The organism is Nocardia sp. NPDC049149 (genome assembly GCF_043197455.1).
GTDB lineage: Bacteria > Actinomycetota > Actinomycetes > Mycobacteriales > Mycobacteriaceae > Nocardia.
Genome location: NZ_JBICTD010000006.1, coordinates 392,434 through 417,632, shown reverse-complemented (window position 1 = coordinate 417,632; position 25,199 = coordinate 392,434). Strand labels below are relative to the sequence as shown.

The 25,199-nt window shown below is 68.1% G+C and carries 17 protein-coding genes and 1 pseudogene; 5 read left to right on the top strand and 13 right to left on the bottom strand.

Annotated features, from left to right (window positions below; translation table 11 throughout):
• Positions 1 to 146: 146 nt before the first annotated feature.
• Positions 147 to 5,885, bottom strand: a complete 5,739-nt coding sequence (locus tag ACGFNJ_RS26080; protein WP_393453259.1) for a TIR domain-containing protein — start codon at positions 5,883 to 5,885, stop codon at positions 147 to 149.
• Between the two features lie 35 nt (positions 5,886 to 5,920).
• On the opposite strand from ACGFNJ_RS26080, the gene ACGFNJ_RS26075 reads away from it, so the two are divergent.
• Positions 5,921 to 7,180: an SLC13 family permease gene (locus ACGFNJ_RS26075; protein WP_393453256.1), complete on the top strand. Its 1,260-nt coding sequence runs from the start codon at positions 5,921 to 5,923 to the stop codon at positions 7,178 to 7,180.
• A 997-nt stretch (positions 7,181 to 8,177) separates the two neighbouring features.
• Here the strand turns inward: ACGFNJ_RS26075 and ACGFNJ_RS26070 are convergent.
• The 7 genes from ACGFNJ_RS26070 to ACGFNJ_RS26040 all read right to left on the bottom strand — a co-directional run bounded on the left by ACGFNJ_RS26070 (position 8,178) and on the right by ACGFNJ_RS26040 (position 13,401).
• Complete coding sequence (locus ACGFNJ_RS26070; protein ID WP_393453253.1) at positions 8,178 to 9,050, bottom strand: inositol monophosphatase family protein; 873 nt, start codon at positions 9,048 to 9,050, stop codon at positions 8,178 to 8,180.
• Positions 9,032 to 9,691 carry a hypothetical protein gene (locus ACGFNJ_RS26065; protein ID WP_393453250.1) on the bottom strand — a complete coding sequence of 220 codons (660 nt, stop codon included), beginning with the start codon at positions 9,689 to 9,691 and terminating at the stop codon, positions 9,032 to 9,034. The genes ACGFNJ_RS26070 and ACGFNJ_RS26065 overlap by 19 nt, the downstream gene beginning before the upstream one ends.
• Before the next feature lie 26 nt (positions 9,692 to 9,717).
• A complete protein-coding gene (locus ACGFNJ_RS26060; RefSeq protein WP_393453247.1) occupies positions 9,718 to 10,608 on the bottom strand; it encodes a hypothetical protein in 891 nt (296 codons plus the stop codon).
• A gap of 397 nt (positions 10,609 to 11,005) precedes the next feature.
• A complete protein-coding gene (nusB, locus tag ACGFNJ_RS26055) occupies positions 11,006 to 11,515 on the bottom strand; it encodes a transcription antitermination factor NusB (RefSeq protein WP_393453245.1) in 510 nt (169 codons plus the stop codon).
• 8 nt (positions 11,516 to 11,523) lie between these two features.
• On the bottom strand, positions 11,524 to 11,649 hold the full coding sequence (locus tag ACGFNJ_RS26050) for a hypothetical protein (RefSeq protein WP_393453242.1): 126 nt from the start codon (positions 11,647 to 11,649) through the stop codon (positions 11,524 to 11,526).
• 13 nt (positions 11,650 to 11,662) lie between these two features.
• Positions 11,663 to 12,226, bottom strand: coding sequence for an elongation factor P (gene efp, locus ACGFNJ_RS26045; protein ID WP_393454164.1), 564 nt, complete (start codon positions 12,224 to 12,226; stop codon positions 11,663 to 11,665).
• Between the two features lie 47 nt (positions 12,227 to 12,273).
• Positions 12,274 to 13,401 carry a M24 family metallopeptidase gene (locus tag ACGFNJ_RS26040; RefSeq protein ID WP_393453240.1) on the bottom strand — a complete coding sequence of 376 codons (1,128 nt, stop codon included), beginning with the start codon at positions 13,399 to 13,401 and terminating at the stop codon, positions 12,274 to 12,276.
• A 226-nt stretch (positions 13,402 to 13,627) separates the two neighbouring features.
• Between ACGFNJ_RS26040 and ACGFNJ_RS26035 the strand changes: the two genes are divergently transcribed.
• The 4 genes and pseudogenes from ACGFNJ_RS26035 (at position 13,628) to aroB (ending at position 18,119) form a co-directional block, all read left to right on the top strand.
• The gene (locus ACGFNJ_RS26035; RefSeq protein WP_393453238.1) at positions 13,628 to 14,104 is read left to right on the top strand and encodes a prepilin peptidase; all 477 of its coding nucleotides are present in this window, start codon (positions 13,628 to 13,630) and stop codon (positions 14,102 to 14,104) included.
• A 121-nt stretch (positions 14,105 to 14,225) separates the two neighbouring features.
• The gene (aroC, locus tag ACGFNJ_RS26030) at positions 14,226 to 15,437 is read left to right on the top strand and encodes a chorismate synthase (protein WP_393453235.1); all 1,212 of its coding nucleotides are present in this window, start codon (positions 14,226 to 14,228) and stop codon (positions 15,435 to 15,437) included.
• Positions 15,434 to 15,952 (top strand): annotated as a pseudogene (locus ACGFNJ_RS26025) (shikimate kinase); the annotation flags it as partial. The gene aroC and the pseudogene ACGFNJ_RS26025, both read left to right, overlap by 4 nt.
• A 1,048-nt stretch (positions 15,953 to 17,000) precedes the next feature.
• The gene (gene aroB / locus ACGFNJ_RS26020) at positions 17,001 to 18,119 is read left to right on the top strand and encodes a 3-dehydroquinate synthase (protein WP_393453232.1); all 1,119 of its coding nucleotides are present in this window, start codon (positions 17,001 to 17,003) and stop codon (positions 18,117 to 18,119) included.
• Positions 18,120 to 18,816: 697 nt separating this feature from the next.
• On the opposite strand, the gene ACGFNJ_RS26015 is transcribed toward aroB, so the two are convergent.
• The 5 genes from ACGFNJ_RS26015 to alaS all read right to left on the bottom strand — a co-directional run bounded on the left by ACGFNJ_RS26015 (position 18,817) and on the right by alaS (position 25,011).
• Positions 18,817 to 19,299, bottom strand: coding sequence for a B-4DMT family transporter (locus ACGFNJ_RS26015; protein WP_393453229.1), 483 nt, complete (start codon positions 19,297 to 19,299; stop codon positions 18,817 to 18,819).
• A gap of 76 nt (positions 19,300 to 19,375) precedes the next feature.
• Positions 19,376 to 20,191, bottom strand: coding sequence for a shikimate dehydrogenase (locus ACGFNJ_RS26010; RefSeq protein WP_393453226.1), 816 nt, complete (start codon positions 20,189 to 20,191; stop codon positions 19,376 to 19,378).
• Complete coding sequence (mltG, locus tag ACGFNJ_RS26005) at positions 20,181 to 21,701, bottom strand: endolytic transglycosylase MltG (RefSeq protein ID WP_393453223.1); 1,521 nt, start codon at positions 21,699 to 21,701, stop codon at positions 20,181 to 20,183. The genes ACGFNJ_RS26010 and mltG overlap by 11 nt, the downstream gene beginning before the upstream one ends.
• Complete coding sequence (gene ruvX, locus ACGFNJ_RS26000) at positions 21,698 to 22,348, bottom strand: Holliday junction resolvase RuvX (RefSeq protein ID WP_393453220.1); 651 nt, start codon at positions 22,346 to 22,348, stop codon at positions 21,698 to 21,700. The genes mltG and ruvX overlap by 4 nt, the downstream gene beginning before the upstream one ends.
• Complete coding sequence (alaS, locus tag ACGFNJ_RS25995; protein ID WP_393453217.1) at positions 22,348 to 25,011, bottom strand: alanine--tRNA ligase; 2,664 nt, start codon at positions 25,009 to 25,011, stop codon at positions 22,348 to 22,350. The genes ruvX and alaS overlap by 1 nt, the downstream gene beginning before the upstream one ends.
• Positions 25,012 to 25,199: the final 188 nt, after the last annotated feature.

Sequence of the window (25,199 nt, the reverse complement as noted above, 5' to 3'; positions counted from 1 at the left end):
GCGAATCTCCTCACACGGGAACGTTGCAAGAAGGACACTATCTTTCTCTCAGGACGTGTCGTCGACCGCCCGACCGATATCGCTTATTCCCCTGCGACACCGGTATTTTCAGCATAGACGCGGGCAGCCCCGGTGGCCGCGGGAACTCAGAACGGCACCTCCGGCGGCAGCTGCCCGACGTCCTCGAGGTAGGGATCCAACTCCCCCGACTCGAACCGCGACATGCCGATCACCTGCCAGAACTGGCCTGCCGTGTTGCCCTCGAACTTGTATCGGCCGTCCGGCGCCAGCGCGGCCCACCCCTCCGGCAGACCAAGCAGCTCCGCACGAATGGCCGGCGCGGTCTGCGCGTCCGAGTGGTCGCCGCCGGGCACCGTCCACAGGATGGTGTTGCCGTCGTCGCCACCGCTGGCCAGCAGCGTCCCGGACGGATGGAACGCCAACGACCACACCCGCCGCTTGTGGCCCTCCATGGTGTGCAGATGTCGCCCGGTTGCCATGTCCCACAGGCGAATCACCAGATCGTCGCCCGCAGTGGCGAGCAGCCCGCTCGCCGGATCGACCGCCGCCGCCCACAGCCGCCCGGCGTGCCTGGTCAACTCGTGCAGGCTCGCGCCGGTCGCGACATCCCAGAGCCGCACCGTCGTGTCCCAGGAAACGCTGGCAAGCCGGTCACCGCAGAACACCACGGCGTACACGCGGTCGCTGTGCCCGCGCATTTCCCGCAGGAACTCACCGGACTCGACATCCCAGAGCCGCACTACCGCATCGTCGCAGCCGGTGGCCATCAGGCTGCCGTCGGCGCTGAAGGCGATCGACCGCACCCGTCCCCGATGTTCGCCGCACACCGCGTGCAGGGCGCCGGTGGTGCGCATCCAGATGATCACGGTGTCGTCGTCGTTGGCCGTGGCCACGTAGCGGTCTTCCGGATCGAAGGCGACCGCCCAGACCGGTGCGGACTCGACATTGATATGCCGCTGGTACAGATCGCCGTCGAGATCGAACAGGCTCAGCCGTCCGTCGTTGCCGACCAGGCCGAGCTGATTCGGCTGCTTCCCGCTGAACAGCGCCGACTCGAAGGTGAGCAGCCGATCCTCGCTGCCGACCAGGCGCCGAATCAGGCTGCCCGACATCGGATCCCACAACCGCACCACGCCGTCGTTGCCGCAGGCCGCCAGCAGGCTGCCGTCCGCGTTGAAGGTCACCGACTTGACCTGCCTGCCGTGCCCGACCAGGACGTGTTTCGACGTCCCGGTGGCGGGATCCCAGAGCCGCGTGGTGAATTGATCGTCGGTGACGGCGAGCTGACCGCCGTCCGGCCGGAACACGAACGGCCAGATCGATCCGGTGTGCGCGGTGATCCGGTGCCGCAGTTCCGCGGTCGTGCTGTCGCGCAAGCACAGCAGCCCGGCGCTGTCTCCCGAGGCCAGCAGGTCGCCGGTCGGATCGAAGGCCACCCAGTAGATGGCCGCGCCGTGGTCGGCAGGCGCGTGCTCGCAGGCGCCCGTCTCGGTGTTCCAGATGCGCAGGCCGCCATGGGTATCCCCGCTGGCCAACAGCGGAAGCCGCGGATGGAACGCCAGCGTGTAGACCCGACCGGTGTGGCCGGGCATGTCGCGAATCCGCTCGCAGCGCACCGGATCCCACAGCGCGACCGTGCCGCCGCTGCCGCCGACCGCGAGCAAGCCACCTGTCGGATCGAACGCGATCCGGAACACCGCGCCCGGCGACCCGACGAATTCACCACGCTCGCGACCGGTTTCGACATCCCACAGCCGGACAACGCCGTCGCGGTAGGCGGCGGCAAGCACGCCGTCGTGAAAAGCCAAGCTGTAGATCAATTCCCGGCCGCCGTCCGGAACACACGCGTGCAGCAGGTCGCCGCTTGGCAGCGACCAGATCCGCAACGTGCCTTCCGCGTCGCCGGTGGCAAGCAGATCACCGGCGCGATTCAGCACCACCGGCCACGGCCATTCGCTGTGCCCCTGCAGGATTCGGCGCACCTCGCCGCTTTGCGCGTCCCAGATGTCGACGGTGCCGTCGCTGGACCCGCTGATCAGCACAGTGTCGGTGTAGGCGACCGCGAACGAGCGGGCCCGATGGCCAAGCAGCGTGCGCAGCGGCAGGCCCGTCTCGGTGTCGCAGATCAGCACGCCGCCGTCATCGCTGCCGACGGCAAGGGTGCCGCCGTCCGGACTGTAGGCCAACGGTTGCGGCAACCGGCCGTGGCGAGCATGGAAGCCGTGCCGGACCCCGACCGCGGCGGGCGCGAATTCGGTGCGCGCCACCGAGCCCGGCACCACGGCAGCACCCCGCAGGTCGGTGCCCATCGGCATGCCGGTGACGTTCAGCAACGCCGCACGCGTCCAACGACTGCCCGGCCCGCGCGCGGCGGTCAGGTTGGTGCGCGCCAGGCGGGCCCTGGTGAAATCGGCGTCGGTCAGGTCCGCGTTGACCAGGCTCGCCTCATCGAGCCGCGCGCCGACCAACCGGGCGCCGTGCAGCACCGCCCGGTCCAAGTTGACCCCGACCAGGCGGGCGCCGGTCAGGTCCGCGCCGGTCAGGTCGACCTCCTGCATGTCGCGGTAGGACAGGTCCTCCCCGGCCAGGCTCGCGCCGCGCAGGTCGGCGGTCGGTGCGGTGCGCAGCCGGGTGGTCAAGCGGATGGCGTTCGTCCGGGCGGCCTCGTCGGCGACCGGATCATCCAGCACCTGGTCGGCCCAGGCACGCGCGAGCCGGACATCAGCCAGGTCACACAGGAAGTCGATGGACAGCTGCGACAGCGGCGCGTGCGCGAGCTGCGCAGGCGCGCGCACGCCGGCCGCGAACTGCTCGGCAATGTGGTTGGCGACAAGCCATTCCGTCACCGACGAGTGGATGAAGCCGAACAGGTTGTCCTCGGTGCGCACCAGCAGGCTCCCCGAGCCGATGGCATGTGCGGACTGCTGCACCGACATTCGATTGGAGCCGGTCATCTCGACGAGATGCTGGGCAACGTCGGTCAACTCGGCCAGCCGTAGATACGGTTCGCCGGTCTCCCAGATGCGCAGCGCGAAAGCCGTGACCGCGAGCCACAATTCGTGCAGCCGCAGGCCGGGCATCGAGCCTGCGGTGGTCGCGGTGCGGTCCGTCTCGTACGCGAGCCAGGATTCGAGGATCTCCCGATACAGACCGGCCGCGCCGACCGTCTGTTTGGCGCCCGCCGCCGCCCGCAGCCGCCGCTCGTCGAGGTCCGCGATGAAGCTGAGCATGCGCGGGTTCTGTGCCAGCCCGAGCAGGTCCTGGATGCCGGTGATCAACCGCATCCTGGCATCGGCGCGCTCACTGTCGCCACCGTAGCGGTTGGTGAGGAAGGCGTGCACCTGCGCGGGCGCGAACTCCTCGATGTTGAGGATGCGCCGATCCTGCAGCATGCCGACCCGTTCGCCGAGCGCGGTCAGCACCTGCGACCGTGACTCGAAGTGCTGAGTGCGGCTCGCCACAATGATTTTGGCCTTGCCGACCGCGGCCTGCAGCAGGGTTTCCAGATGGTCTGCGGCGAACTCGTAGCTGATCCGGGTGACCAGCTCGTCGAAGCCGTCGAACAGCAGCACCACCCGTCCCTCACGGAGCATGTAGCGCAACGCCTTCAGATCGATCCGGTCCTCGCCGTGGTTGGCCAGGTGCGCGGCGACCAGGCCGTCCACCGAATGGGTCTTGTCCAGGGTGCGCAGCTCGATGAGGATCGGAATCAGCGCGGGCCTGGTTTCGGTGATCCGGCGGGCGAGCTCGTGCAGCGCGAAGGTCTTACCGCGCCCGAAATCGCCGAGCACCAGCACGAATCGGCCGTGATCCGCGGCGACCAGGCGCAGCAGTTCGGCGACGAGATCGTCGCGGATCAGCTGGTCGCCATGTTCGAGTATCCGGAAGCGTTGCGGTACATAGAGATCCGGTGGATAGCGGCGGTCGGTGCGCAGCCGATCCACCTGCTTGGCGAGATAGTCGTCCAGATCGAGCAGGCCCTGGAACTCGGTGAAGCTGCGCACCCGCAGACCATGGCTGGCCGCCTCCTCGCGCAGCGAACGCGGCGGTGGCGCACCGCGATAGACGAGTTCGGAGCCGTATTCCGGCTCGTTGCCGAGGAAGTCCTCGACCACCTGTCGCGTCATGTCGCCGACGTGCACGCCGACCCGCCACTGCGCGGTGACCTCGTCCCGCTGATGGGTGATGATCAGGTGCGGCGGATCGGACTCGACGCGGCGGATCTTGGCGCCCTCGTGCCTGGTTTCGCACACCTCGGCCACCCGCTCGAGCAGCCTGCCGTGCGGGTCGATGATGGTCGGCGTTTCGACGGGCGGCTCTTCGGGCCCCTCCGCGGCGGGGAGTTCGTGCTGGGCGTGCGAGGCCAGTGCCGCAACGGCATTCGACCACGGCTGGGCCAGGCTCGCGGTGGGCGCCCCGGCCGGTGCCGAGGTCGCGGAGAACCGGGCGAGCCCCTCCGCGGTGAAGTGGATGATCTCGTCGCGGCCCGCCGCGGCGGCGGGCAGCACGGGTAGCTTGCCGTCCAACCGATCCAGGTGCAGCCCACCGGGACCCGGGCCGTGCAGCAGCAGGTTGAGCCGCCCACCGAGCAACCGTGACAGGGTGTCGGCGTCGCGCAGCAGCGCCGGATCATGCGGCGACGCAGCGGTTCCCGGCAGCGGATCGTGCCGGACCACGCCGAGCCGCAGCCAGCCCATCTCCTCGAACGGTCGTAGTCGCTCGGCGAACCAGGTCGCCTGGGGTTCGCCGATCCGGCCGTAGTCGTCGTCGGGCAGGTGGGTGGCGGCCATGGTCGAGTTCAAACCCGCCACCACCACCCGCAATTCGGGAATCGGGAACAGGGTCCACGGCTGCCCGACATCGAACACCAGATGGTCGAGCCCCTGATACAGCTCGCTGAACAGCCGCGCGAACTGCTCCAGCTTCGGGAAGTACGGCGGCTGCGGCCTGCGTTCGCGCGCTTCACAATTCAGGAAGTAGGCGTGGCAGGCCATCTTCGAAACATCGTGGTTGCCTGGCACCACGATCAGCCGGTCCGGTTCGAGTCCGAGCAGCACCCGCAGCCCCGTCAGGAAGGTGAGCGCTTCGTCGACCTGGCGCGGGCGGCCGGATTCGGTGAGATCGCCGGTCACCACGATCATGTCGGGTTTCGGCACGCCGTTGCTGACCAGCTGACTGACATTCGACCAGATCCTGGCCTGCAGCTCGCGGGCCGTGCTCGGCTCGTCGGGCGCGAACAGGCCACGGCCGAACCGGGGCCCCGCCACGTGCAGCACGCTGACGCCGGTGCGGTGCTCGTCGCCGCGTGCCGCACCGGGAAAGGCCGGGGCGGCAACGGGAGTGCGCCTGCTCAGTGGCGACTCGACCGTGCCTACGCGATCCTCCTCGGCATAGTGATCCGGAAGTGCCGCCCCGTTGGGGAAACCGGGCTCGGTGCTCGGCTTCGCACGGCCGGCGTGCAGGTGCCGCACGCGCTCGAGCAGGATTCGGCGGGCCTCCTCCTCGGTCGGCACGTTCACCAGATCGACATAGGTGAGCGTGGCGAGCAGGCCCTCCAATGCACAGTCGGCGATCCGGATCGGCATCAGCTTGCCGGGATCGGTGCGGAACGCGGCCTGCCATTCCATTGTCCCGTAACGAGACTGGAGGTAGTTGTCGGAGAGGATGGCGAGCACCACGGTCGAGTCGCGGACGCCGCGGTCCATGAAGTCGATGAAGTTGGTGCCGGGCACGAAATCCCAGGCTTGGATCAGGGTGCGGAAACCGGCGCTCTCCAATTGCCACGCAAGCCACGTCGCCCATCTCTCGTCCGCTGGGGAGTAACTGATGAAAAAGTCCCGCGGCCGCCCACCCTGCTGTGTCACGCACCCAGTATGGCCCAGGCCAATAGCATGGCGGTGTGCCCGAACAGGTCGACTCCTCCGAACGGAACCCACCGTCGAGTGCCCCTGCGCCGTCCGAACGGCCCCGCTGGGGCTTGAGCGTGCTGGACTGGGTCCGGATCGCGCTGCTCATCGCCGGACTGCTGTGCGTGCTCACCGGGCTGCTGCCGCGCGACGAAGCCGCCGACAACATGCGCAGAATCGGTCCGCTGCTGCTGTTCCTCGGCAGCGTGATCGTGCTCGCCGAACTCACCAGGCAGGCCAAGGTGTTCGACGTGATCGCGCACCGGCTCGCCATTCTCGGCCGTGGCTACTATCCGGCGTTGTTCCTGCTGTGCGTGCTGTTCGCGTCGGCGACCACGATCCTGCTCAACCTCGACACCACCGCAGTGCTGATCACTCCGGTGATGCTCGCGCTCGCCGTGCCCGCCCGCATCCCGCCGCTGCCCCTCGCCATGACCACGCTGTGGCTCGCCAACACGGCCAGCCTGCTGCTGCCGGTCTCCAACCTGACCAACCTGCTCGCCGCCGACCGGGTCGCGCTGACGGCCACCGAGTTCGCCACGAAAATGTGGGCGCCCCAGCTCGTTTCGATCGCGGCAACCATGCTGTGCCTGTGGATCTGGTACTGGCGGCGCGGACGCCGGGACACCGACCGTTACCTGCCGCCCGAACCGGTCCGCCCGGAGAACGCCAAAGAACGCACCCTGCTCTACACCACCGCGGGCGCGTGTCTGCTGTTCATCGGCGCGATCCCGTTCGTCGGCGACCGCATCGGTATCGCCGCCACCATCGCCGCCGCCATCGCGGTGCTTGCGTTCGCCATCTTCGACCGCGCGTCTCTGCGCCTGTCCCTGATCCCTTGGCAGCTGCTGGTTTTCGTCGTCGGCCTGTTCCTCGTCGTCCCCACCCTCGGCCGGCTCGGTCTCTCCGACCTCATGCACACGTTGATCGGCTCGGATTCCGGCGCGGTAGGCGCATTCCGCGCGGCAGGTGCGGGCGCCACCCTCTCGAACGTGGCCAACAACCTCCCCGCCTACACCGCGGGCGAGGCCGTCGTCCCCCCGGAAAACCGCAACCAACTCCTTGCGCTGTTGATCGGCACCAACATCGGCCCGATCGTCACGCCGTGGGCATCCCTCGCCACCCTGCTCTGCCTCGAGTTCTGCCGCACCCACAACGTCCGAGTCCCCATGCTGCGCTTCGTCCTCACCGGCCTCGGCCTAGCCCTCCTCGGCACCACCGGCGCAGTAACCACCCTCCTCCTCATGAGCTGACGTTGACGTTGACGGGAGAGAAATGGTTGCCGCCCCATCGACGGGAGTCAAATGGTTGATCAACTTCATCGACGGGAGTCATATGGTGGCAGTACGCACCGAGACGCCCACCATTTGACTACCGTCGATGTCTTTCAAGATCTTTGAACCGGACCACAGCCAAGCAACCCGGTCTGGAACAAGAGAACCCGCACCTGACAGCGGAGGTCAGCCGGGTACGGCACCCGACGCCACCACGCTATCCAGTGCAAACCCCGAAACCGTCCCGCTCGCCAGGAAACCGTCAAACCCGCGGATAAACCACCACCCCAAACGCAACACGCCCTACAAAACCCGCACCAACCCCCAAAGCCGCGCCCCTCCAAAGCCGCGCCCGTCCGAGGCCGCGCCCCACGGGCCGGGTTGGTCTGCGCACGTGCCGCTTTGGGCTCGGCGAAGGCAAAGCTCCTTCGGGTCCACGGTCTCCTGACGAGTACGGCAGCCAAGGGTTTGCACTGGATAGCGTGGTGGCGTCGCTTGCCGTACCCGGCTGACCTCCGCAGTCGGGCGCGTGTTCTCTTGTCCCAGCCGGGTTACTTGGCTGTGCTCCCGTTTCGAGAACTTCAAGATCAAAGACAGAGATTCAAGATCAAAGACTCTGTCCCGCACGCCTTTTGAGTTCCCGCACACAATTTTGCATGCCAAATCGTGTGCGGGAAGACAGAAAGTGTGCGGCTGCGGGGGGGTTCGCGATCGAGGACGTCGGATCCGCACTGGTTCTGTGGATTCGCACTCGTTCTGGGCTGCTAGAAGGGGTGCGGATCCACAGAAGTGGTGCGGTTTTCGGCTTTGAGGCGGAGCTGGGCGCGATTGACGGTCTACAGGATGCCGATGGTCTCGGTATGTCGGATTGGCGGGCTGGCTTACTGCCGAGGGGGTAATGCTGCAGGTGGCTTCTCGGCCGATACCTGCACCAGTTCCCCCTCGATGACGAAATCGCGCTCGGATGGGGTGCGGGTCAGGTGGGGAGGCCGGTGACGGTTACTTGGGCGGCGGATTTGACCAGGAAGGTGAGGTCGGCGAGGGCGTCGGGGGTGGCGGCGATGAAATCTACTTCGCCGGAGGGGAGTTCGAGGCGGTCGGCGAGGGGGGTGCCCGCGAAGTCGGTCAGGTCGATGCCGGATTCGCGGGCGATGAGGGCGCCTGCGGGGAGGTCGACGATGCCGGCGCGGTAGCCGACGAAACCGTCGATGTCGCCTCGGCTCAACATGATCCAGCAGAGCAGCGGGGACCAGAGTTGGATCAGCCTGCGGGACGCGGATTCCAGGGTGAGGCGCAGTGCGCGAGCGGTCGGGTCGGTGCGGGTGACCGGGTAGCCCTGGAGCCAGGCGAGCGTCGGGGACGACCCGGAGCGGCGCGATCGACCCCACAGGGGGCCGTCGGGCCCGCTGGCGCCGTGGCCGCGAACGGCCGACCAGGTGCGGTCGGCGAGCGGCTCGTGCACGATGCCGAGCACCGGTATTCCGTTGTGGCACAGGGCGATACCGATGGTGCAGACGGGCAGGCCGATCGCGATGTTGTTGGTGCCGTCCAACGGGTCGACGATCCAGCACCAGGAGTCGTCGGCGCTGTCCTGCCAGCCGGATTCCTCGGCCAGGATGCGGTGATCCGGGAAGGCACGGCGAATGTGGTCGAGGATGATGCGCTCCGACCGTAGGTCGAGGTCGGTGACCAAGTCACCGCTCGCATCCTTGGTCCGCACGGTCAACGCACCGGTGAGGCCGGACCGGATCGCCTGGCCCGCTTCGGCTATCGCCGCGGCGGCGACGTCGGCGGCAACCTCGACGATGGTGTCCGGCACCACAAGATTCATCACGTCGCTCGCTCGCATCGGTCCTCCAGGTGGTCCGGCAGGGGTTCGTCCCGCAGGTTGGCGAGCACGGTTCGCGCGGCACGCCGGGTTTCGGTGGGAGTGCACGAGATTCGATGCACCCAGTGGTCGGTGGTGGCGAGTGTGCCGAGCGACAGGTCGGGACGCTCGTGTCGATCCTCGCCGAGCACGACCGTCGCCGCCTCGCCCCGCACATCGGAGACGTGGAAGGCGCCGTGCGGCAACGTGTACACCTCGCCCCGGTGGAACTGTTCGTGCGAGCGGATGCGGTAGGTGACCAGTCGCCGGGTGGCGCGGACCAGATCACCGTCGGCCGCGCTGTGAATCTCGAAGAGCCGGTGGGTCGGTCGGGCCGCCGCGGTGTCGACGTCCAAGATTTCGTTGCCCACCGTGCCGTACAGCACGGTGCTGAGCAGGTCCCAGCTGTGGGCGTGCATCGGCGAGGTGGTCGGTTCGGCGCGCACGCCCTCGGTCCACACGTGCACGCAGATGCCGAGGCCGACACCGCGCCACGCGGGAAAACACAAGAACCCCAGCGGATGTCGCACGGCGGTCAGCGCGCTACGACCGTCGACGATGGCCGCGAGGAGTTCGCGGGCCCAGCGCCGCACCTCGGGGGCGGCGGTTTCTGAGCCGATCAACGTTCGGAGACGGTCGTATTCGTTCACTAGTACGGATTTCTGGGTTGGAGCGCGCGACGCACGATGTCGGCGACGTCGCGATCGGTGAAGGCGGTCGGGAGTTCCATCCCGAGCACCGTGAACAGGCCACGAACCTGATCAACGCTCGGCTCGTCGGCCAGCGGCAGCTCCTCGCTGCGGCTCAGCGGAACCTGCCTGGTCTGTTTGAAGCTGGCGACCAGCTCCCGGTTGTAGTCGCGGTAGTACGGCTTGTCCCGCTCGAACATCATCGCCGGGGTGTTCGGATTGTCTTGCGTGACAATGACGCAACTCGACGACAGGTCCCAGCGGAAGGTCGTCATCACCGACGACAGACCGACGTCGATGGTGAGGAAGGTGAACCGCTGCCGATACCAGCAGGCCGCGAGGATCGTGGCGAACGCCTCTTTGCGGGTGCGGTCGGTGGTCCACTGCTCCCCGGTCCGGTCGGCTTCGGGCGACAGCGAGGAGCGGAACTGCGCGTAGGTCTTGCACAGCTGTTCGTTGGCGGGGTCGAGGATCTCCAGTTGCACACGCAGCGGGCGCTGCTCGCGCCGCGCGTTCTCCACGCATTCGCGCAATGTCACCGCGCGGATATAGGTTCCGGTGCCGCCCTTGAAGATCCATTGCTCGGTGCCGCGCCGCGCGAGGGTGTGCGCGTGACCGATCTCCGGCCCGTACAGCAGATGCACCGAGGACGCGTCCCGCACCGCCTTCGCCGACAGGTGCCGATCACGCAGCAGCGTGATCGCGACCAGGCCGAGCACGAGCAGCATCGCCGCATTCACCTGGTCGGTGCCGATGACGTCGAGGAACTGCAACAGTCCCACGGTGATCGCAAGGATCACCGCGAAGGATCCGTCGACGTTGTTGCGGAACCAGATCAGTAGCCGTGCCATGCGCTCCCCTGCGTTTCCACCAGAATAGGCGGCCCGAATCGCTCCTGACGAGGGATGCGAGAAGTCGTGCGCGCCAACGGACGTCCAGGCATGGTCGCACGGCCGTGGCGCTGCGGCCCAGGTGGCCCACGGCACACCCCGCCGCCTTGACCTCGAGCGCAGTTGAGGTACCAAGATCGTGGACGAGGCCGGGAGACCCTATTCCCGCCTTGTTCGCGCATCGCCGAGCGATGCCGGTCGTGCTCCCGCTGGTTTCCGTACACCCACCAGCGGGAGCCACCCGGAGACGACAACAGCCGCACACCCGAAGGCATGCGGCTGCGTGGACGACTCGGTTCGGGGTGGTCGAATCCCGTTCGTAGACGGTGACTTCCGACGAGCCGGTGATGCTACTTCGTCACGCCTCCGGCTCCGGACGCGGCGCACGAGTGGCGGCCGCGGCGGCCCGCACCTGCGGCGCGACCAGCACCACCTGGCCGAGCACACCGTTCACGAACGACGGCGAATCGTCGGTGGACAGCTCCTTGGCCAGCTCCACCGCCTCATCCACCGCGACGACCGGCGGAACATCGTTGGCGTGGAACAACTCCCACACCGCGATCCGCAGAATGGCGCGGTCGACGGCGGGCAGCCGGGACAGCTCCCAGTCCTTCAGATATGACTCGATGGTGCCGTCCACCCGGTCCAGATCGTCGGCGACGCCCTCGACCAGCGTGTGGGTGTAGGCATGCACCGGCGCGACCGCCTGGTCACGCGTCGCCAGATCCACCCGCTCGTCGAGCAGGTCGGCCGGATCCACGTCCCGCGCTTCGGCCTCGAAGAGCAGGTCGACGGCGCGACGGCGGGCCTTGTGCCGCGCGCCGAGCTTCTTGAACGTGGACTTCTTGTCTACTGGCTGTTCCGCCACAGTCACCATTATCCCGGTCGCTTGTCCATGGCGGCAGCGGAGGGCCCGTCCGGGGTCACGCCGCGTGCCGCCTTCGGGCCCATCCGCTGCTTGCTGTATTGATTGGCGGCGACAGCCGCGCTGCGCCGCCGCACCCGCCGCAGTGGATCAGGCGTTGACTCGGCCGAGGTAGCTGCCGTCGCGCGAGTCGATGCGCAGCTTGTCGCCGGTGTTGATGAACAGCGGAACCTGCACCTCGGCGCCGGTCTCCAGCGTCGCGGGCTTGGTGCCACCGGTGGAGCGGTCGCCCTGCAGGCCGATGTCGGTGTGTTGCACCTCGAGCTCGACCGTCACCGGGAGCTCGACGTAGAGCGGCGCGCCCTCGTGCGTGGCGACCTGCACGGTCATGTTCTCCAGCAGGAACCGGGCGCCGGGGCCGATGGTCTGCTCGGAGATGGAGATCTGGTCGAAGGTGTCGCCGTCCATGAAGACGAAGTCCGAACCGTCGTGGTACAGGTAGGTCATGTCGCGACGGTCGACCGTCGCGGTCTCCACCTTGACGCCCGCGTTGAAGGTCTTGTCGACAACCTTGCCGGACAGCACGTTCTTCAGCTTGGTCCGCACGAAGGCGGGCCCCTTGCCCGGCTTGACGTGCTGGAATTCGACGATCTGCTGAAGCTGACCGTCGATCTTCAGCACAAGGCCGTTCTTGAAGTCGCTGGTGTCCGCCACTGTCCTCGGATCTCCTAGTTCGTAAACAACATGATGGTCAGCCGTCGTCATTCGACGACGGTCAGGTCTTTGCTGGTGTTGGTGAGCAGCTCCGGGCCCCCTTCGCGCACCACGAGCGTGTCCTCGATCCGGACCCCGCCGCGGCCGGGAAAGTACACACCAGGTTCGACGGTCACCGCCACGCCAGAAAGGAGTGTACCGGTTCCGTTTTTCGCGATTCCCGGCGCTTCGTGGATCCGCAGTCCCACCCCGTGCCCGAGGCCGTGCACGAACAGCGCGCCGTATCCGGCATCCTCGATCACCTTGCGGGCGGCCGCGTCGACGTCGCACACCTGCGCGCCTGGCCGCAGCGCTTCCCTGCCCGCTCGTTGCGCGGCCTCGACCAGCTCGTATACCTCGCGCTGCCAGTCGCTCGGCTTGCCGAGGACGAAGGTGCGGGTCATGTCCGAGTGGTAGCCGCCGATCAGCGCGCCGAAGTCGAGTTTGACGAAGTCGCCTGCGGCGAGCACGGCCTCGGTCGGCCGGTGATGCGGGACAGCCGAATTCGCGCCGGTCGCGATGATGGTCTCGAAGGCAACCGCGTCGGCGCCGTGCTCGAACATCGCCCATTCGAGGTCCCTGGCGACCTGGCGTTCGGTGCGGCCAGGACGCAGCCCGCCGCGTTCGATCAGGGTGGCGAGGCCGGCGTCGCCTGTCGCGCATGCCGCGCGCAGCTGCGCTACCTCGTAGTTGTCCTTGACCATCCGCAGCTGCTCGACCAGCCCGGGCGTGGCCACGAACTCCAGCCCGGTGCGCTGTTCGACGAAGCCCTTGTGCTCGTCGACGGTGACGATGTGGCTCTCGTAGCCGATGCGGCCGAGCTGCCATTCACCGGCCAGTTCCACGATTCGGCGGGCGGTCGCCCTGGCGATCTCCGCGCGCAGGTCGGGCACCTGCTCGGCCACCTGGGTCCGATAGCGGCCGTCGGTGCCGATCACCGTGCGCTCCTCGGCATTGCGCATGTCCCAGGAGTGCACGAGCAGCGCCGCGTTGGATCCGGTGAAGCCGGTGAGGTATCTCAGGTTCACCAGATCGGTGACCAGGAGGGCGTCCACTCCGTTTTCCACCAGGAGGCTCCGCAGCGCGCCACGCCGCGCGGCGTAGTCGGGTGCATGGCCCACGTGATCAGCACACATGTGTCAAAGCTACCGCCGACACGCCGGTTGGCCACAGACAACACGTGGTACTCCTGCCGCCACTGCGCTGACTGCCGGGCACGGCGCCGTCGAAATGCCGTTGACGCCCGCCGTTTTTCGCATACCGGACGGCATGCTGATCACCTGGTGTCCACATGCGAAGAATCTATCCACATTCGGGCCGCACGGGGTTGTCCGCGGCGGTTATCCGACGATGCTGGATGCCATGCCACTCGTCGCGTTCGCCGCCCTCCTGGGGTGGTGTGTTGCCTTGTGCGTCATCGATTTTCGACACCGCCGATTGCCGAATGTGCTGACCGGATGGGGTGCGGTCGCGGTGCTCGGATACGCCTTGTCCACAACACGACTAACAACCGCGCTGGTCGGTGCCGTGTTGCTCGCGGTTCCCTATCTGGTGGTGCACCTGACGCTGCCCGCGGCGTTCGGCGCGGGCGACGTGAAGCTCGCCGTCGGACTCGGTGCCGCCGCCGCGCTCGGCGGCGCGCAGACCTGGGTGTCGGCGGCAGTAGCCGCGCCATTGCTCACCGCCTGTGCTGGAATCGTCCTGCTCGCGCTGCGCCGGATCCGCGCGCCCGGCGAGCCCGGCGACACGCCACACCGAATCACCGTGCCGCACGGGCCTGCGATGTGCCTGGCGACGCTATGCGCGCTGGCCACAGCAAACGCGAGCGGAACAGGGTGAGGGCGATGGGCCGCACCTGCCAGCCGGCACTGGACTCACCCACCCCGCCTGCTCAGCCTGCTGCCGTCCCCGTGTGGGCCACGTGCCGAAGCACCCACGCCGACATGGGAAGATGGTGGGCGTGTTGCGCTGGATAACTGCCGGAGAATCCCACGGTCCCGCTCTCGTCACCATCCTCGAGGGGATGGTGGCCGGTGTCGAGGTCACATCCGACGAGGTCTCCGCGCAGTTGGCGCGCAGGCGCCTCGGCTACGGCCGCGGCGCGCGGATGAAGTTCGAGGCCGACAAGGTGACCGTCATCGGTGGTGTTCGGCACGGCCGGACCATGGGCGGCCCGGTCGCCATCGAGGTCGCCAACTCCGAGTGGCCCAAGTGGACCGAAGTCATGTCCGCCGATCCGGTCGATCCGGCCGTGCTCGCCGAACTGGCCCGCAACGCCCCGCTCACCCGCCCGCGCCCCGGCCACGCCGACTACTCCGGCATGCTCAAGTACGGCTTCGACGATGCCCGCAACGTGCTGGAGCGCGCGAGCGCCCGCGAGACCGCGGCCCGCGTCGCGGCGGGCACCGTGGCGCGCAACTTCCTACGGCAGGCGTTCGGCGTCGAGGTCCTCTCGCATGTGGTGTCGATCGGCACCGCACAGAACACCACCGGCGTGGTGCCGACCGCGGCCGATATCGCGGCCATCGACGAGAGCCCGGTGCGCGCGTTCGACAAGGACGCCGAAGCCGCGATGATCGCGGAGATCGAGGCGGCCAAGAAGGACGGCGACACCCTCGGCGGTGTGGTCGAGGTGGTCGTCGACGGCCTTCCGGTCGGGCTCGGCTCGTTCATCAGCGGCGAGAACCGCCTCGACTCGCGACTCGCCGCCGCGCTCATGGGCATTCAAGCCATCAAGGGCGTCGAAGTCGGCGACGGCTTCGAGACCGCGCGCAGGCGCGGCAGCCAGGCGCACGACGAGATGCGCCCCGGACCCGACGGGGTGCTGCGCTCCACCAACCGCGCCGGCGGGCTCGAAGGCGGCATGACCAACGGCGAAGCGCTGCGGGTGCGCGCCGCGATGAAGCCGATCTCGACGGTGCCGCGTGCCCTCGCGACCGTCGACATGACGACCGGCGAAGAAGCCGTCGCCATCCATCAGCGTTCCGACGTGTGTGCCGTGCCCGCCGCGGGCGTCGTCGCCGAATCCATGGTGGCGCTGGTGGTCGCGCAGGCCGCGCTGGAGAAGTTCGGCGGCGACTCGCTCAGCGAGACGCTCGACAACATCACCAGCTATGTGAAGCGGATCAGCGCCCGGCCACACCTCGCGGCCGCCGACGCCAGCACGCCATGATCGTGCAGACCGACCCGCGCGCACCACGCGTGGTGCTGGTCGGACCGCCCGGCGCGGGAAAATCGACGATCGGCCGCAGGCTCGCGAAGGAGCTCGGCGTCGAGCTGTACGACACCGACGTCGGCATCGAGCGCGAGACCGGGCGCACCATCCCGGAGATCTTCGCGACCGACGGTGAGCCGGAGTTCCGCAAGATCGAGGAACGCGTGGTGCGCCGCGCCATCCTCGCCGAACGCGGCGTAGTTTCGCTCGGCGGCGGCGCGGTGCTGTCCAAGGACACCAGGGCACTGTTGCGCAACCGCACCGTCGTCTACCTGGAAATCAGTGTGGGCGAAGGACTTCGCCGCACCGGCGCCAGCACCAACCGCCCGTTGCTCAACGGCGCGGACCCGGCCGCGAAGTACCGCGAGCTGATGCGCAAGCGCCGCCCGCTGTACCGCGAGGTCGCCACCGTCCGCGTGCGCACCGACGGCCGCAGCCCCGGCCGCGTCGTCAAGATGGTCCTGGCCAAACTAGGTTTCGAATCGGTGAACCCCGGCGGCGACGCCGACGCCGACCCCCCTGAGCTAGCCGAGCCAACAACCACCCCCGACCCCACACCCCCCGGAAAGCCACAGGGCAGCAGCCGCTCTCGCGCCCGCCGCCGCGCCCGAGCCCGAGCCGCCGCCCGCCGCACCACAACCCAGGAAGACAACACCCGAGCTCACACCAAAGGTGCAGCCTCGCAAAGAAACACTGCGCTGCGCAGTGCAGCCACCCAAGACCGTGGCACCGCCGGGCGTGCGCAAGGTGCAGCTGCCGATGGGCGCCGCGGGACCGTACAAAGTGACAACGCCGTCACAGGCAGGCAAGGCGCAGAAGCGCACGGGCACAGCGGAACCGCACAGGGTGTCAGCTCGGCCGCAGGCGGGCACGGCGTAGATGTGTACGGACAGGGTGGGGCCGCGCAAGGCGACACCACCGGTGGGCGCGGGCGCAGCGCAGACGCACCTGTCGCGCAGGGTCATAACGGCACCGGACAGTTCAGCACCGATGCATCGGATCGCGGTCCGGCGGTGCGGAATTCTGCGGATTGGTCCCGCGAACAGGCCACGTCGGGTCCTGATGGAAGAGCCGATGTGCAGGGCGGTGGGCGAGGTTGGCGGCGGCGCGCTACGAGGGCGGCGGGTCAGCCGAACAGTGCGGGCGCGGGGGCGGGCGGGCAAAACCCTCCGGCTGCTGAGTCTGCCGATAAATCTGCGGCGTCGTCTGACGGTGCGACCGGGCGGGGGTGGCGGGCGCGGCGGGCGGCCGCACCGGAGGACACCGGCGCGAAAACTCAGGACGGGGCCGAGGATTCGGGTACCGGAGTGGGTACGAGCGGGCGGGCCAGGCGGGCGCGTGCCCGTCGCGCGCGGATGCGCGCTCGCAAACATCAAGAAGCACACACAGAATCGGAGCAGCAGACTTGAGCCAGCGCCGCGAGCGAACCATGGACACCGCGCGTCTCGCGCACGACGGAACCGAGCAGCAGCGCGGTGCGGTCGTGCGCGCGAAGCAGTCGAATGTGAGTGAGGTGCAGGCATGACCGAACCGAATCGTCTGGAAGTGCGCACCGCCGACCCGTATCCGGTGATCATCGGACGCGGGTTGCTCGGCGAACTCGTCGAGTCGGTCACCGGCGCGACCAAGGGTGTGCGCACCGTCGCGATCTTCCATCAGCCGCCGCTCGCCGAGACCGCCGAGGTGGTGCGCAAGGCGTTGGCCGACACCGGCATCGACGCGCACCGCATCGAGATCCCGGACGCCGAGGCGGGCAAGGAGCTGGCGGTCGCCGGGTTCTGCTGGGAGGTGCTCGGCCGAATCGGCTTGACCCGCAACGATGTCGTGGTGAGCCTCGGCGGTGGCGCCGCAACCGATCTGGCGGGTTTCGTGGCCGCCACCTGGATGCGCGGCGTCCAGATCGTGCACGTGCCGACGACGCTGCTCGCCATGGTCGACGCGGCGGTCGGCGGTAAGACCGGCATCAACACCGAGGCGGGCAAGAACCTGGTCGGCTGCTTCCACGAGCCCGCTGCCGTGCTCGTCGACCTGGCCACGCTGGAGACGGTGCCGCGCAACGAGATCGTGGCGGGCATGGCCGAGATCATCAAGGCCGGTTTCATCGCCGACCCGGTGATCCTCGACCTGGTGGAGCGTGATCCCCAGGCCGCGCTCGACCCGACCGGTGACGTGCTGCCCGAACTGATCCGGCGCGCGATCCAGGTGAAGGCCGATGTGGTCGCCGCCGATCTCAAGGAGGCCAGCCTCCGCGAGATCCTCAATTACGGCCACACGCTCGGCCACGCGATCGAGCGCCGCGAACGCTACCGCTGGCGCCACGGTGCTGCGGTCTCCGTCGGCTTGGTCTTCGCCGCCGAACTGGGCCGTCTCGCCGGACGCCTCGACGATGCCACCGCCGACCGGCACCGCACCGTCTTGGAAAGTGTCGGCCTGCCGACCACCTATGACGCCGACGCCCTCCCCCAGCTGCTCGACACCATGCAGACGGACAAGAAAACCCGTTCCGGCGTCCTGCGTTTCGTCGTGCTGGACGGCCTCGCCAAGCCGGGCCGCCTGGAGGGCCCCGACCCCACCCTGCTGGCCGCCGCCTACTCCGCAGTCGCCCGCGAAGGCACCCCCAACAGCGGCATCCTGCTGTAACCCGCACGCGCACACCGAGAACGGCGCACCCACACCCGGTGCGCCGTTCTCGTACGCGAGATCAGCCGAATACAGCCCGCCCCCGCTGACGGCGACGAGCAGGTCTAGTGCCTGTACTCCAGAACCACCCAATCGCCACACAGCGCCGAAATCCGCACTCGTTCTCTGAATCTGCACTGGTTCTGGGCGCCCAGAATGGATGCGGATTCACAGAAGGAGTGCGAAATCCGCACTGCGACTGCGGCTAGACGCAGCCGCCGGTGCCAACGACACCGTCCGGGTCCGATATGTGGGATTCGCGAGCAGGTTTCGCGCCGAGCGGGAACTGGTGGCGGCGTTCGTCGCGCGCGATGCCGCCACCAGTTCCCACTGATCAACCGACCAACTCCAGAACCGGTGCGCATGCACAGCAGGGCCGCGGATTTCGCTGTTGCAGCAGGACGAGTCCACAGGCGCCAGCCGCGGAGAGGCCTGCGATCCCAGTATGTGGGAGCCCAGGGGTTGGTTTCTGGCCGACGGGGCACTGGTGGCGGGGCCTACTCGGGCGATGCCGCCACCAGTGCCTCGTGATCAGCCGACCAACTCCAGAACCGGTGCGGATACGGCGAATCGGTGCGGGCGGGGGTGGGACGGAGCCAGGGGCCTCGCGTCGGAGGATCGAGAGGAACTGGTGGCCGCCGATGAATCCCGTGTCGGGTCAGGCGGGGCTGCCGGTGGGGGTCTGTACAGCGGGGGTCTGTGCGGCGGCAGCCTTGTTTGCTTGGCGGTCGGTGAGCCCGCGTCCGATGCCGACGCCGATCAGTGCGGGGATGAAGATCAGCAGGACGATGAATGCGGCGGACGCGGTGAGTTCGAAGAGCAGCCCGTTGTCGCCGAGGTCGAACCTGGGCAGCCAGTCGATCAACCAGGCGCCGAGGCCGCTGCCGACGCCTGCCGCGGCTGCCGCTTTCAACCACAGCAGGGTCAGGTCGCTGCCGCGTTCGGGGTCGGGCTGGGCGGTCCTGTCGGCGCGTCCGTCCAGGAATCCCCAGTACAGGATGGCCGCGACGAGCACGAGCAGCGCGAGGACGCGCATCCACGCCCCGTGGGTCGGCCAGTACACCATCGTGAATCCGAGTACGGCGCGCAGGAAGACGACCAGCGCACCGAGCACGATGGCCCGCAACACCCAAGCATTCATGCGCACCACCATAACCCTGCGCAACTCCGAACCAAACTAGAACCGGTATCAGTTTTTCCGACCAGCGAGAGACCGGTCAGTGCCCCTCGTCCAACGCCGCCGCCATCGCCGCACGCGGCGCAGGCTGCCCGGTGAACTGCTCGACCTGCCCATACGCCTGGTTCAGCAACATCTGCAACCCACTGACCACCGTGTGCCCGGCCCGCGCCACCGCCTCGGCCAACGGAGTCGGCCACGGGTTGTAGATCGCGTCGAGCACCACCGGCGCGCCCGCGACCGCCTCGGCGACCTCCGCCGCCGCCGCGGCCGGAATCGTGCTCACCACGGCGCCCGCCCGCTCACACAGCCCAGCCAGTGCGGCCGGATCGAAACTGGTCACCGCCGCGTTCATGCCGAGCCGCTCCGCGAGATCCAATGCGCTGCTTGCCCGTCCGGCATCCCGCGCGATCACGGTGACGGTCTTCGCACCCAGCTCGGACAACGCGAGCAGCGCGGGCCGCGCGGTGCCGCCCGCGCCGAGCACCACCGCCTCGTCGATGTCGGCGATCCCACCGCCACGCAACGCGCCGAGCACGCCGTCCACGTCGGTGCAGTCCGCCCGCCAACCGCCGTCGACCCGGACCAGCGTGTTGGCCGAGCCGACCAGCACCGCCCGCTCGGTGCGCTCCGCAGCGTAGGCCAGCGCGGCCTCCTTGCCCGGCATGGTCACCGACAGCCCGACCCATTCCGGCCCGAGCCCGTCGACCAACCCGGGCAGCTGCTCGGCCGAGCACTCGATGCGCTCATAGCTCCAGTCCAGCCTGAGCGCCCGATACGCGGCCAGATGCAACTGCGGCGACCGCGAGTGCGCGATCGGCTTGCCGAGCACCGCCGCCTTGCGCTCAGCGGCCACTGTCGAGAATTCCGCTCTGCTGCGCCTGCAGGATGTACTTCTGGTGCTGCTTGTAGTCGTCGGTGAACAGGGTAGTGCCCTTTTTGTCGACCGTGACGAAGTACAACCACGTGCCCGGATCCGGATTCTCCATGGCGCTCAACGCTTTCAGCGACGGCGCCGCGATCGGAGTCTTGGGCAGGCCGGACATCGCGTAGGTGTTCCACGGCGTCTCGGTGTGCCGGTCGGCGTCGTTGGTCTGCACCTCGGTGCGGTCGAGGGCATAGTTCACGGTCGAGTCGAACTGCAGCGGCATGTTGTCCCTGAGCCGGTTCACGATCACCCGCGCGACCTTGCCCATGTCCTGCGGCTTGGCCTCGCGTTCCACGAGCGACGCAGCGATCAACGTCTGGTACGGCGACAGCTTGGTCTCGCCGCCGGACTGCAACAACCCGGTCGATTCATATGCCTTGGCGCTCGACGTCACCAGCTGCCGCAGCATCTCCTCCGGTGTGCCGCTCGGGTCGAAATCCAAAGTGCCCGCGGCGATCAGGCCCTCCAGCTGCCTCGTCCGGTCGGGGCAGTCCTTGACGCCCTGCGCGGCCCAGGCAGGCACGCCGAGCGCGGCCAGATCGGCGCTCGCGCCCGCGGCGTCGAGTTGTTCTGGGGTGACACACTTCTGGGCCGCGCCGACGCCGATGCAGCTGGCCGCGGACATCATTCGGTAGATGCCGTCGGTGCGCTTGCCCGTGCCGACCTCGAACTGGTCGTGCAGCAACCGCCCCTCGGGGATGACCAGGTTACCGACCCGCGACTGCTTACCGAGCAACGCGCTGACCGCCTGCGCGGCAGGGCTGCGGCTCGGGATCGCGTAGAAGCCGGGCTGCACCGAGTTCATGTTCGAATTCCGCACTGCCGCTTCGAAGAACGCGCCTGTGCTGGCGACGACGCCGCGCTCCTTCATGGTCGTGGCGATCTGCTTCGAGGTGTCGCCGTCGTGCACCTGCACCACCACCAGCGGTCCCGCCGGTCCCGCATAGTCCTCCGGGGAGCCGAGCGACTGCACCAGCTTCATCCCCGCGAACACCGCGGCGCCGGCGAACAACAGCACGAACACGCCGGCGAACAACCACATGGTGCGCCGACGACGCTTGCGCTCCTTCGCCTTTCGGGACGCGACCCGGGAGGAACGCCTGCTGCGCGTACGCGGCCTCGGCTCTTCCTCGTACTCGTCGTCGTCCTCGTGCTCCGGCGCTTCCCGGCGACCGACCCGGGCCCGCTGTTCCCGCGGCGCCCGCCGACGTTCGACGACCGGCTCGGGTGGCTCCATGTCGTCGGTGTAGCGCGGGATGACCGTGGTGTCGTCCTCGTAGTCGTCCCAGTCGTCCTGCTCCCGGCCGACCACCCTGCTGGTCCGGCCGCGCGTGTCTCTGCTGTTCTGCCCACCCCAGGCTCGGTCATCACGCCGGTAACGCCGATCAGCTTCGCGCTGTCGGTACCGTTCCTCGGCCCGTGCCCATCGATCCGTCATGCATCGTCCTCAGACGATGCATGAGCGGAGCCTGCGGATTCACCCGCAGACTCAGCGCGGACCGCTTCAACCGACCTCAACACCGCACTCCGTTCGTCCAACCATCCTTGCAGGATCGAGACGGCCGCCGCCTGATCGATCACTTGCCGCTGGCCACGTGCGCGAACTCCACTGTCCCGCAATGCACGTGCAGCTGACACGGTAGTCAAACGTTCGTCGGAAAGCCGTATAGGCACCGGCGACACGGCGGCTTGCAACTGCTCAGCGAATGCGGTGGCAATGGTAGCCGCAGTACCTTTCTCCCCACGCAATGTTCGGGGCAGTCCGACGATAACCTCAACGGCCTCGTACTCCCGCACAATTTCAGCAATTCTAAAGATGTCCGGCGCTAACCCGCCGTCACGGCGACTCGACTTAGCCCGAGGCACAGTCTCGACCGGCGTGGCGAGGATGCCGTCCGGGTCGGACGAGGCGACGCCGATGCGGACACTTCCGACATCAATCGCAATTCGCCTGCCGCGCCCCGGATCGGTGTCAGGGTCGGGGCGGTCGGCGCCGTGCGGCGCCGACCTCTCAGGACTATCGGGGTCCGCCAGCCCACCCGTCTCCCGGCCACCGCCCCCCACCGAATCGCTTCGCGATGCCATTACTTCGCGAGTTCGGCCACCCTGGCGCGAACCGCGGCCAGGCCGGTCGGAATGCCAGACGGGTCCGAACCCGCACCCTGCGCCATCTCAGGCTTGCCGCCACCACGCCCCGCGATGCTCTGGCCGAAGCTCGCGACCAAGTCACCGGCCTTGAAGCCGAGGTCCTGGGCACCCTTGTTGACGGTCACCACGAACGGCACCTTGCCGTCGGCGTTGCCGAGCAACACCACCACGGCGGGAAGTGTGCCGAATCTGCCGCGAATATCGGTGGCCAGCGTCCGCAGATCACCGGCAGGAACACCCTCGGGCGCGGCGACGGCAACCAGCAGCACGCTGCCGATCCGCTCGGCCTCCTCGACGAACTTGCCCGCCGAAGACAGCACCGCGGCCATCTTGGTGCGCTCGAGTTCCTTCTCGGCCGCCTTGAGCCGCTCGACCAACTGCTCGACCCGCCCGGGCACCTCGTCCGAAGGCACCTTCAGCGACGACGCGACACCGGCCAGCAGCGCGCGCTCCTTCGCCAGGTACTTGTACGAGTCCAGACCGACGAACGCCTCCACGCGACGGATGCCTGAGCCGACCGAAGACTCACCGAGCACGGTGATCGGGCCGATCTGCGAGGAATGCTGCACGTGCGTACCACCGCAGAGCTCCATCGAGAACGGGCCACCGATCTCGACAACGCGGACCTCGTCACCGTAGTTCTCGCCGAACAGCGCCATCGCGCCCATCTGCTTGGCCTTGGTCAAGTCGGTGACAAAGGTGTTCACCGGATAGTCCGCGCCGACCGCGTCATTGGACACGGCCTCGATATCGGCCTTCTGGTGCTCGGAAAGCTGCCCCTGCCAATTGAAGTCGAAGCGCAGGTAGCCGGGCTTGTTCAGCGAACCGGCCTGCACCGCGTTCGGGCCGAGGATCTGGCGCAGTGCGGCATGCACCATGTGCGTGCCGGAATGGCCCTGGGTGGCGCCCCGACGCCAGGCCGGATCCGCTTGCGCGAGAACAACATCGCCCTCGGTGATCTGGCCCTGCTCCACGGTGGACTTGTGCACCCACAGCTTCTTGGCGATCTTCTGCACGTCGTTGACGCGCACCTTCAGACCCGACGCGGTGATGCTGCCGCGGTCGGCGATCTGGCCACCGGACTCGGCGTAGAGCGGGCTGCGATCCAGGATCACCTCGATGTCCTGACCGACCGTCGCGGTCGGCACCCGCACCCCGTCGACGATCAAGGCCAGCACATGAGCCTCGGAGGTCAGCTCGTCGAAACCGGTGAACTCGGTGGGACCGCGATCGACCAGCTCCTTGTAGACCGTCAGGTCGGCGTGCGCGTGCTTGCGGGCATTCGCGTCGTCCTTGGCGCGCTTACGCTGCTCCGCCATCAACGACCGGAAACCGTCCTCATCCACCGAAAGGCCCGCCTCGGCGGCCATCTCCAGGGTGAGATCGATCGGGAAGCCGTACGTGTCGTGCAACGTGAAGGCGTCCGCGCCCGCAATCGTCTTGCTGCCCTTGGCCTTCACGGCCGCCGCCGTGTTGTCGAACAGGGTCGACCCGGTGTTCAACGTCTTGAGGAACGCGGTCTCCTCACCGACCGCGACCGTCTCGATGCGACGGAAATCGGTGGCAAGCTCCGGGTAGGACGGCGCCATCAGGTCGCTGACGACCTTCACGAACTCACCCATCACCGGCTTCTCCGCGCCGAGCAGCCTGGCCGAGCGCACGATGCGGCGCAGCAGGCGGCGCAGCACATAGCCGCGGCCGTCGTTGCCGGGGTTGACGCCGTCGGCGATCAACATCGCGCCGGAGCGGGCGTGGTCGGCGATCACCCGGAACCGCACGTCGTCCTCGTGCGAGACGCCGTAAGACCGGCCGGTCAGCTCCTCGGCCTTGTTGATGATCGGGCGCAGCAGGTCCGTCTCGTAGACGTTGTCCACGCCCTGCAGCAGGAACGCGACCCGCTCGACGCCCATGCCGGTGTCGATGTTCTTCTTGGGCAGCGGGCCGAGGATCTCGAAGTTGTCCTTGCCGGTGCCCTCGCCGCGCTCGTTCTGCATGAACACGAGGTTCCAGATTTCGAGGTAGCGGTCCTCGTCGGCCTCAGGGCCGCCCTCGACGCCGTATTCGGGGCCGCGGTCGAAGTAGATCTCCGAGCACGGGCCGCACGGGCCGGGGATGCCCATCGACCAGTAGTTGTCCGCCATGCCGCGGCGCTGGATGCGCTCGGCGGGCACGCCGGTCTCCAGCCAGATCCGCTCGGCCTCGTCGTCGTCGAGGTAGACGGTGGCCCAAAGCTTTTCCGGGTCGAAGCCGTAGCCGCCGTCCTCGACGCTGCTGGTGAGCAGCGTCCAGGCGAAGGTGATCGCCTCGCGCTTGAAATAGTCACCGAAGCTGAAGTTGCCCGCCATCTGGAAGAAGGTGTTGTGGCGGGTGGTCACGCCGACGTTCTCGATGTCGCCGGTGCGCACGCATTTCTGCACGCTCGTTGCCGTCGCGTAGGGCGGAGTCTGCTGACCGAGGAAGAACGGGACGAATTGCACCATGCCTGCGTTGACGAACAGCAGGTTCGGGTCGGCCAGGATCAGCGAGGCGCTGGGCACCTCGGTATGACCGGCACGGACGAAATGGTCCAGGAAGCGCCGTCGAATCTCGTGGGTCTGCACAGATATCCAGCCTACCGGTGCGGTGCACGTGGTTTTTCATCGACTCGGGTGCTCTGGGCCACCCGGCAACCTCACCGCGATTCCGGTCACGCGACTAGTTGCCGATCATGCAGGGCGCGAACTCCGTGCAACGGTGCAGGCCGCTCACCCCGAGCCCACCGTCAACCCGCGGATGCCGACGGTAGGCA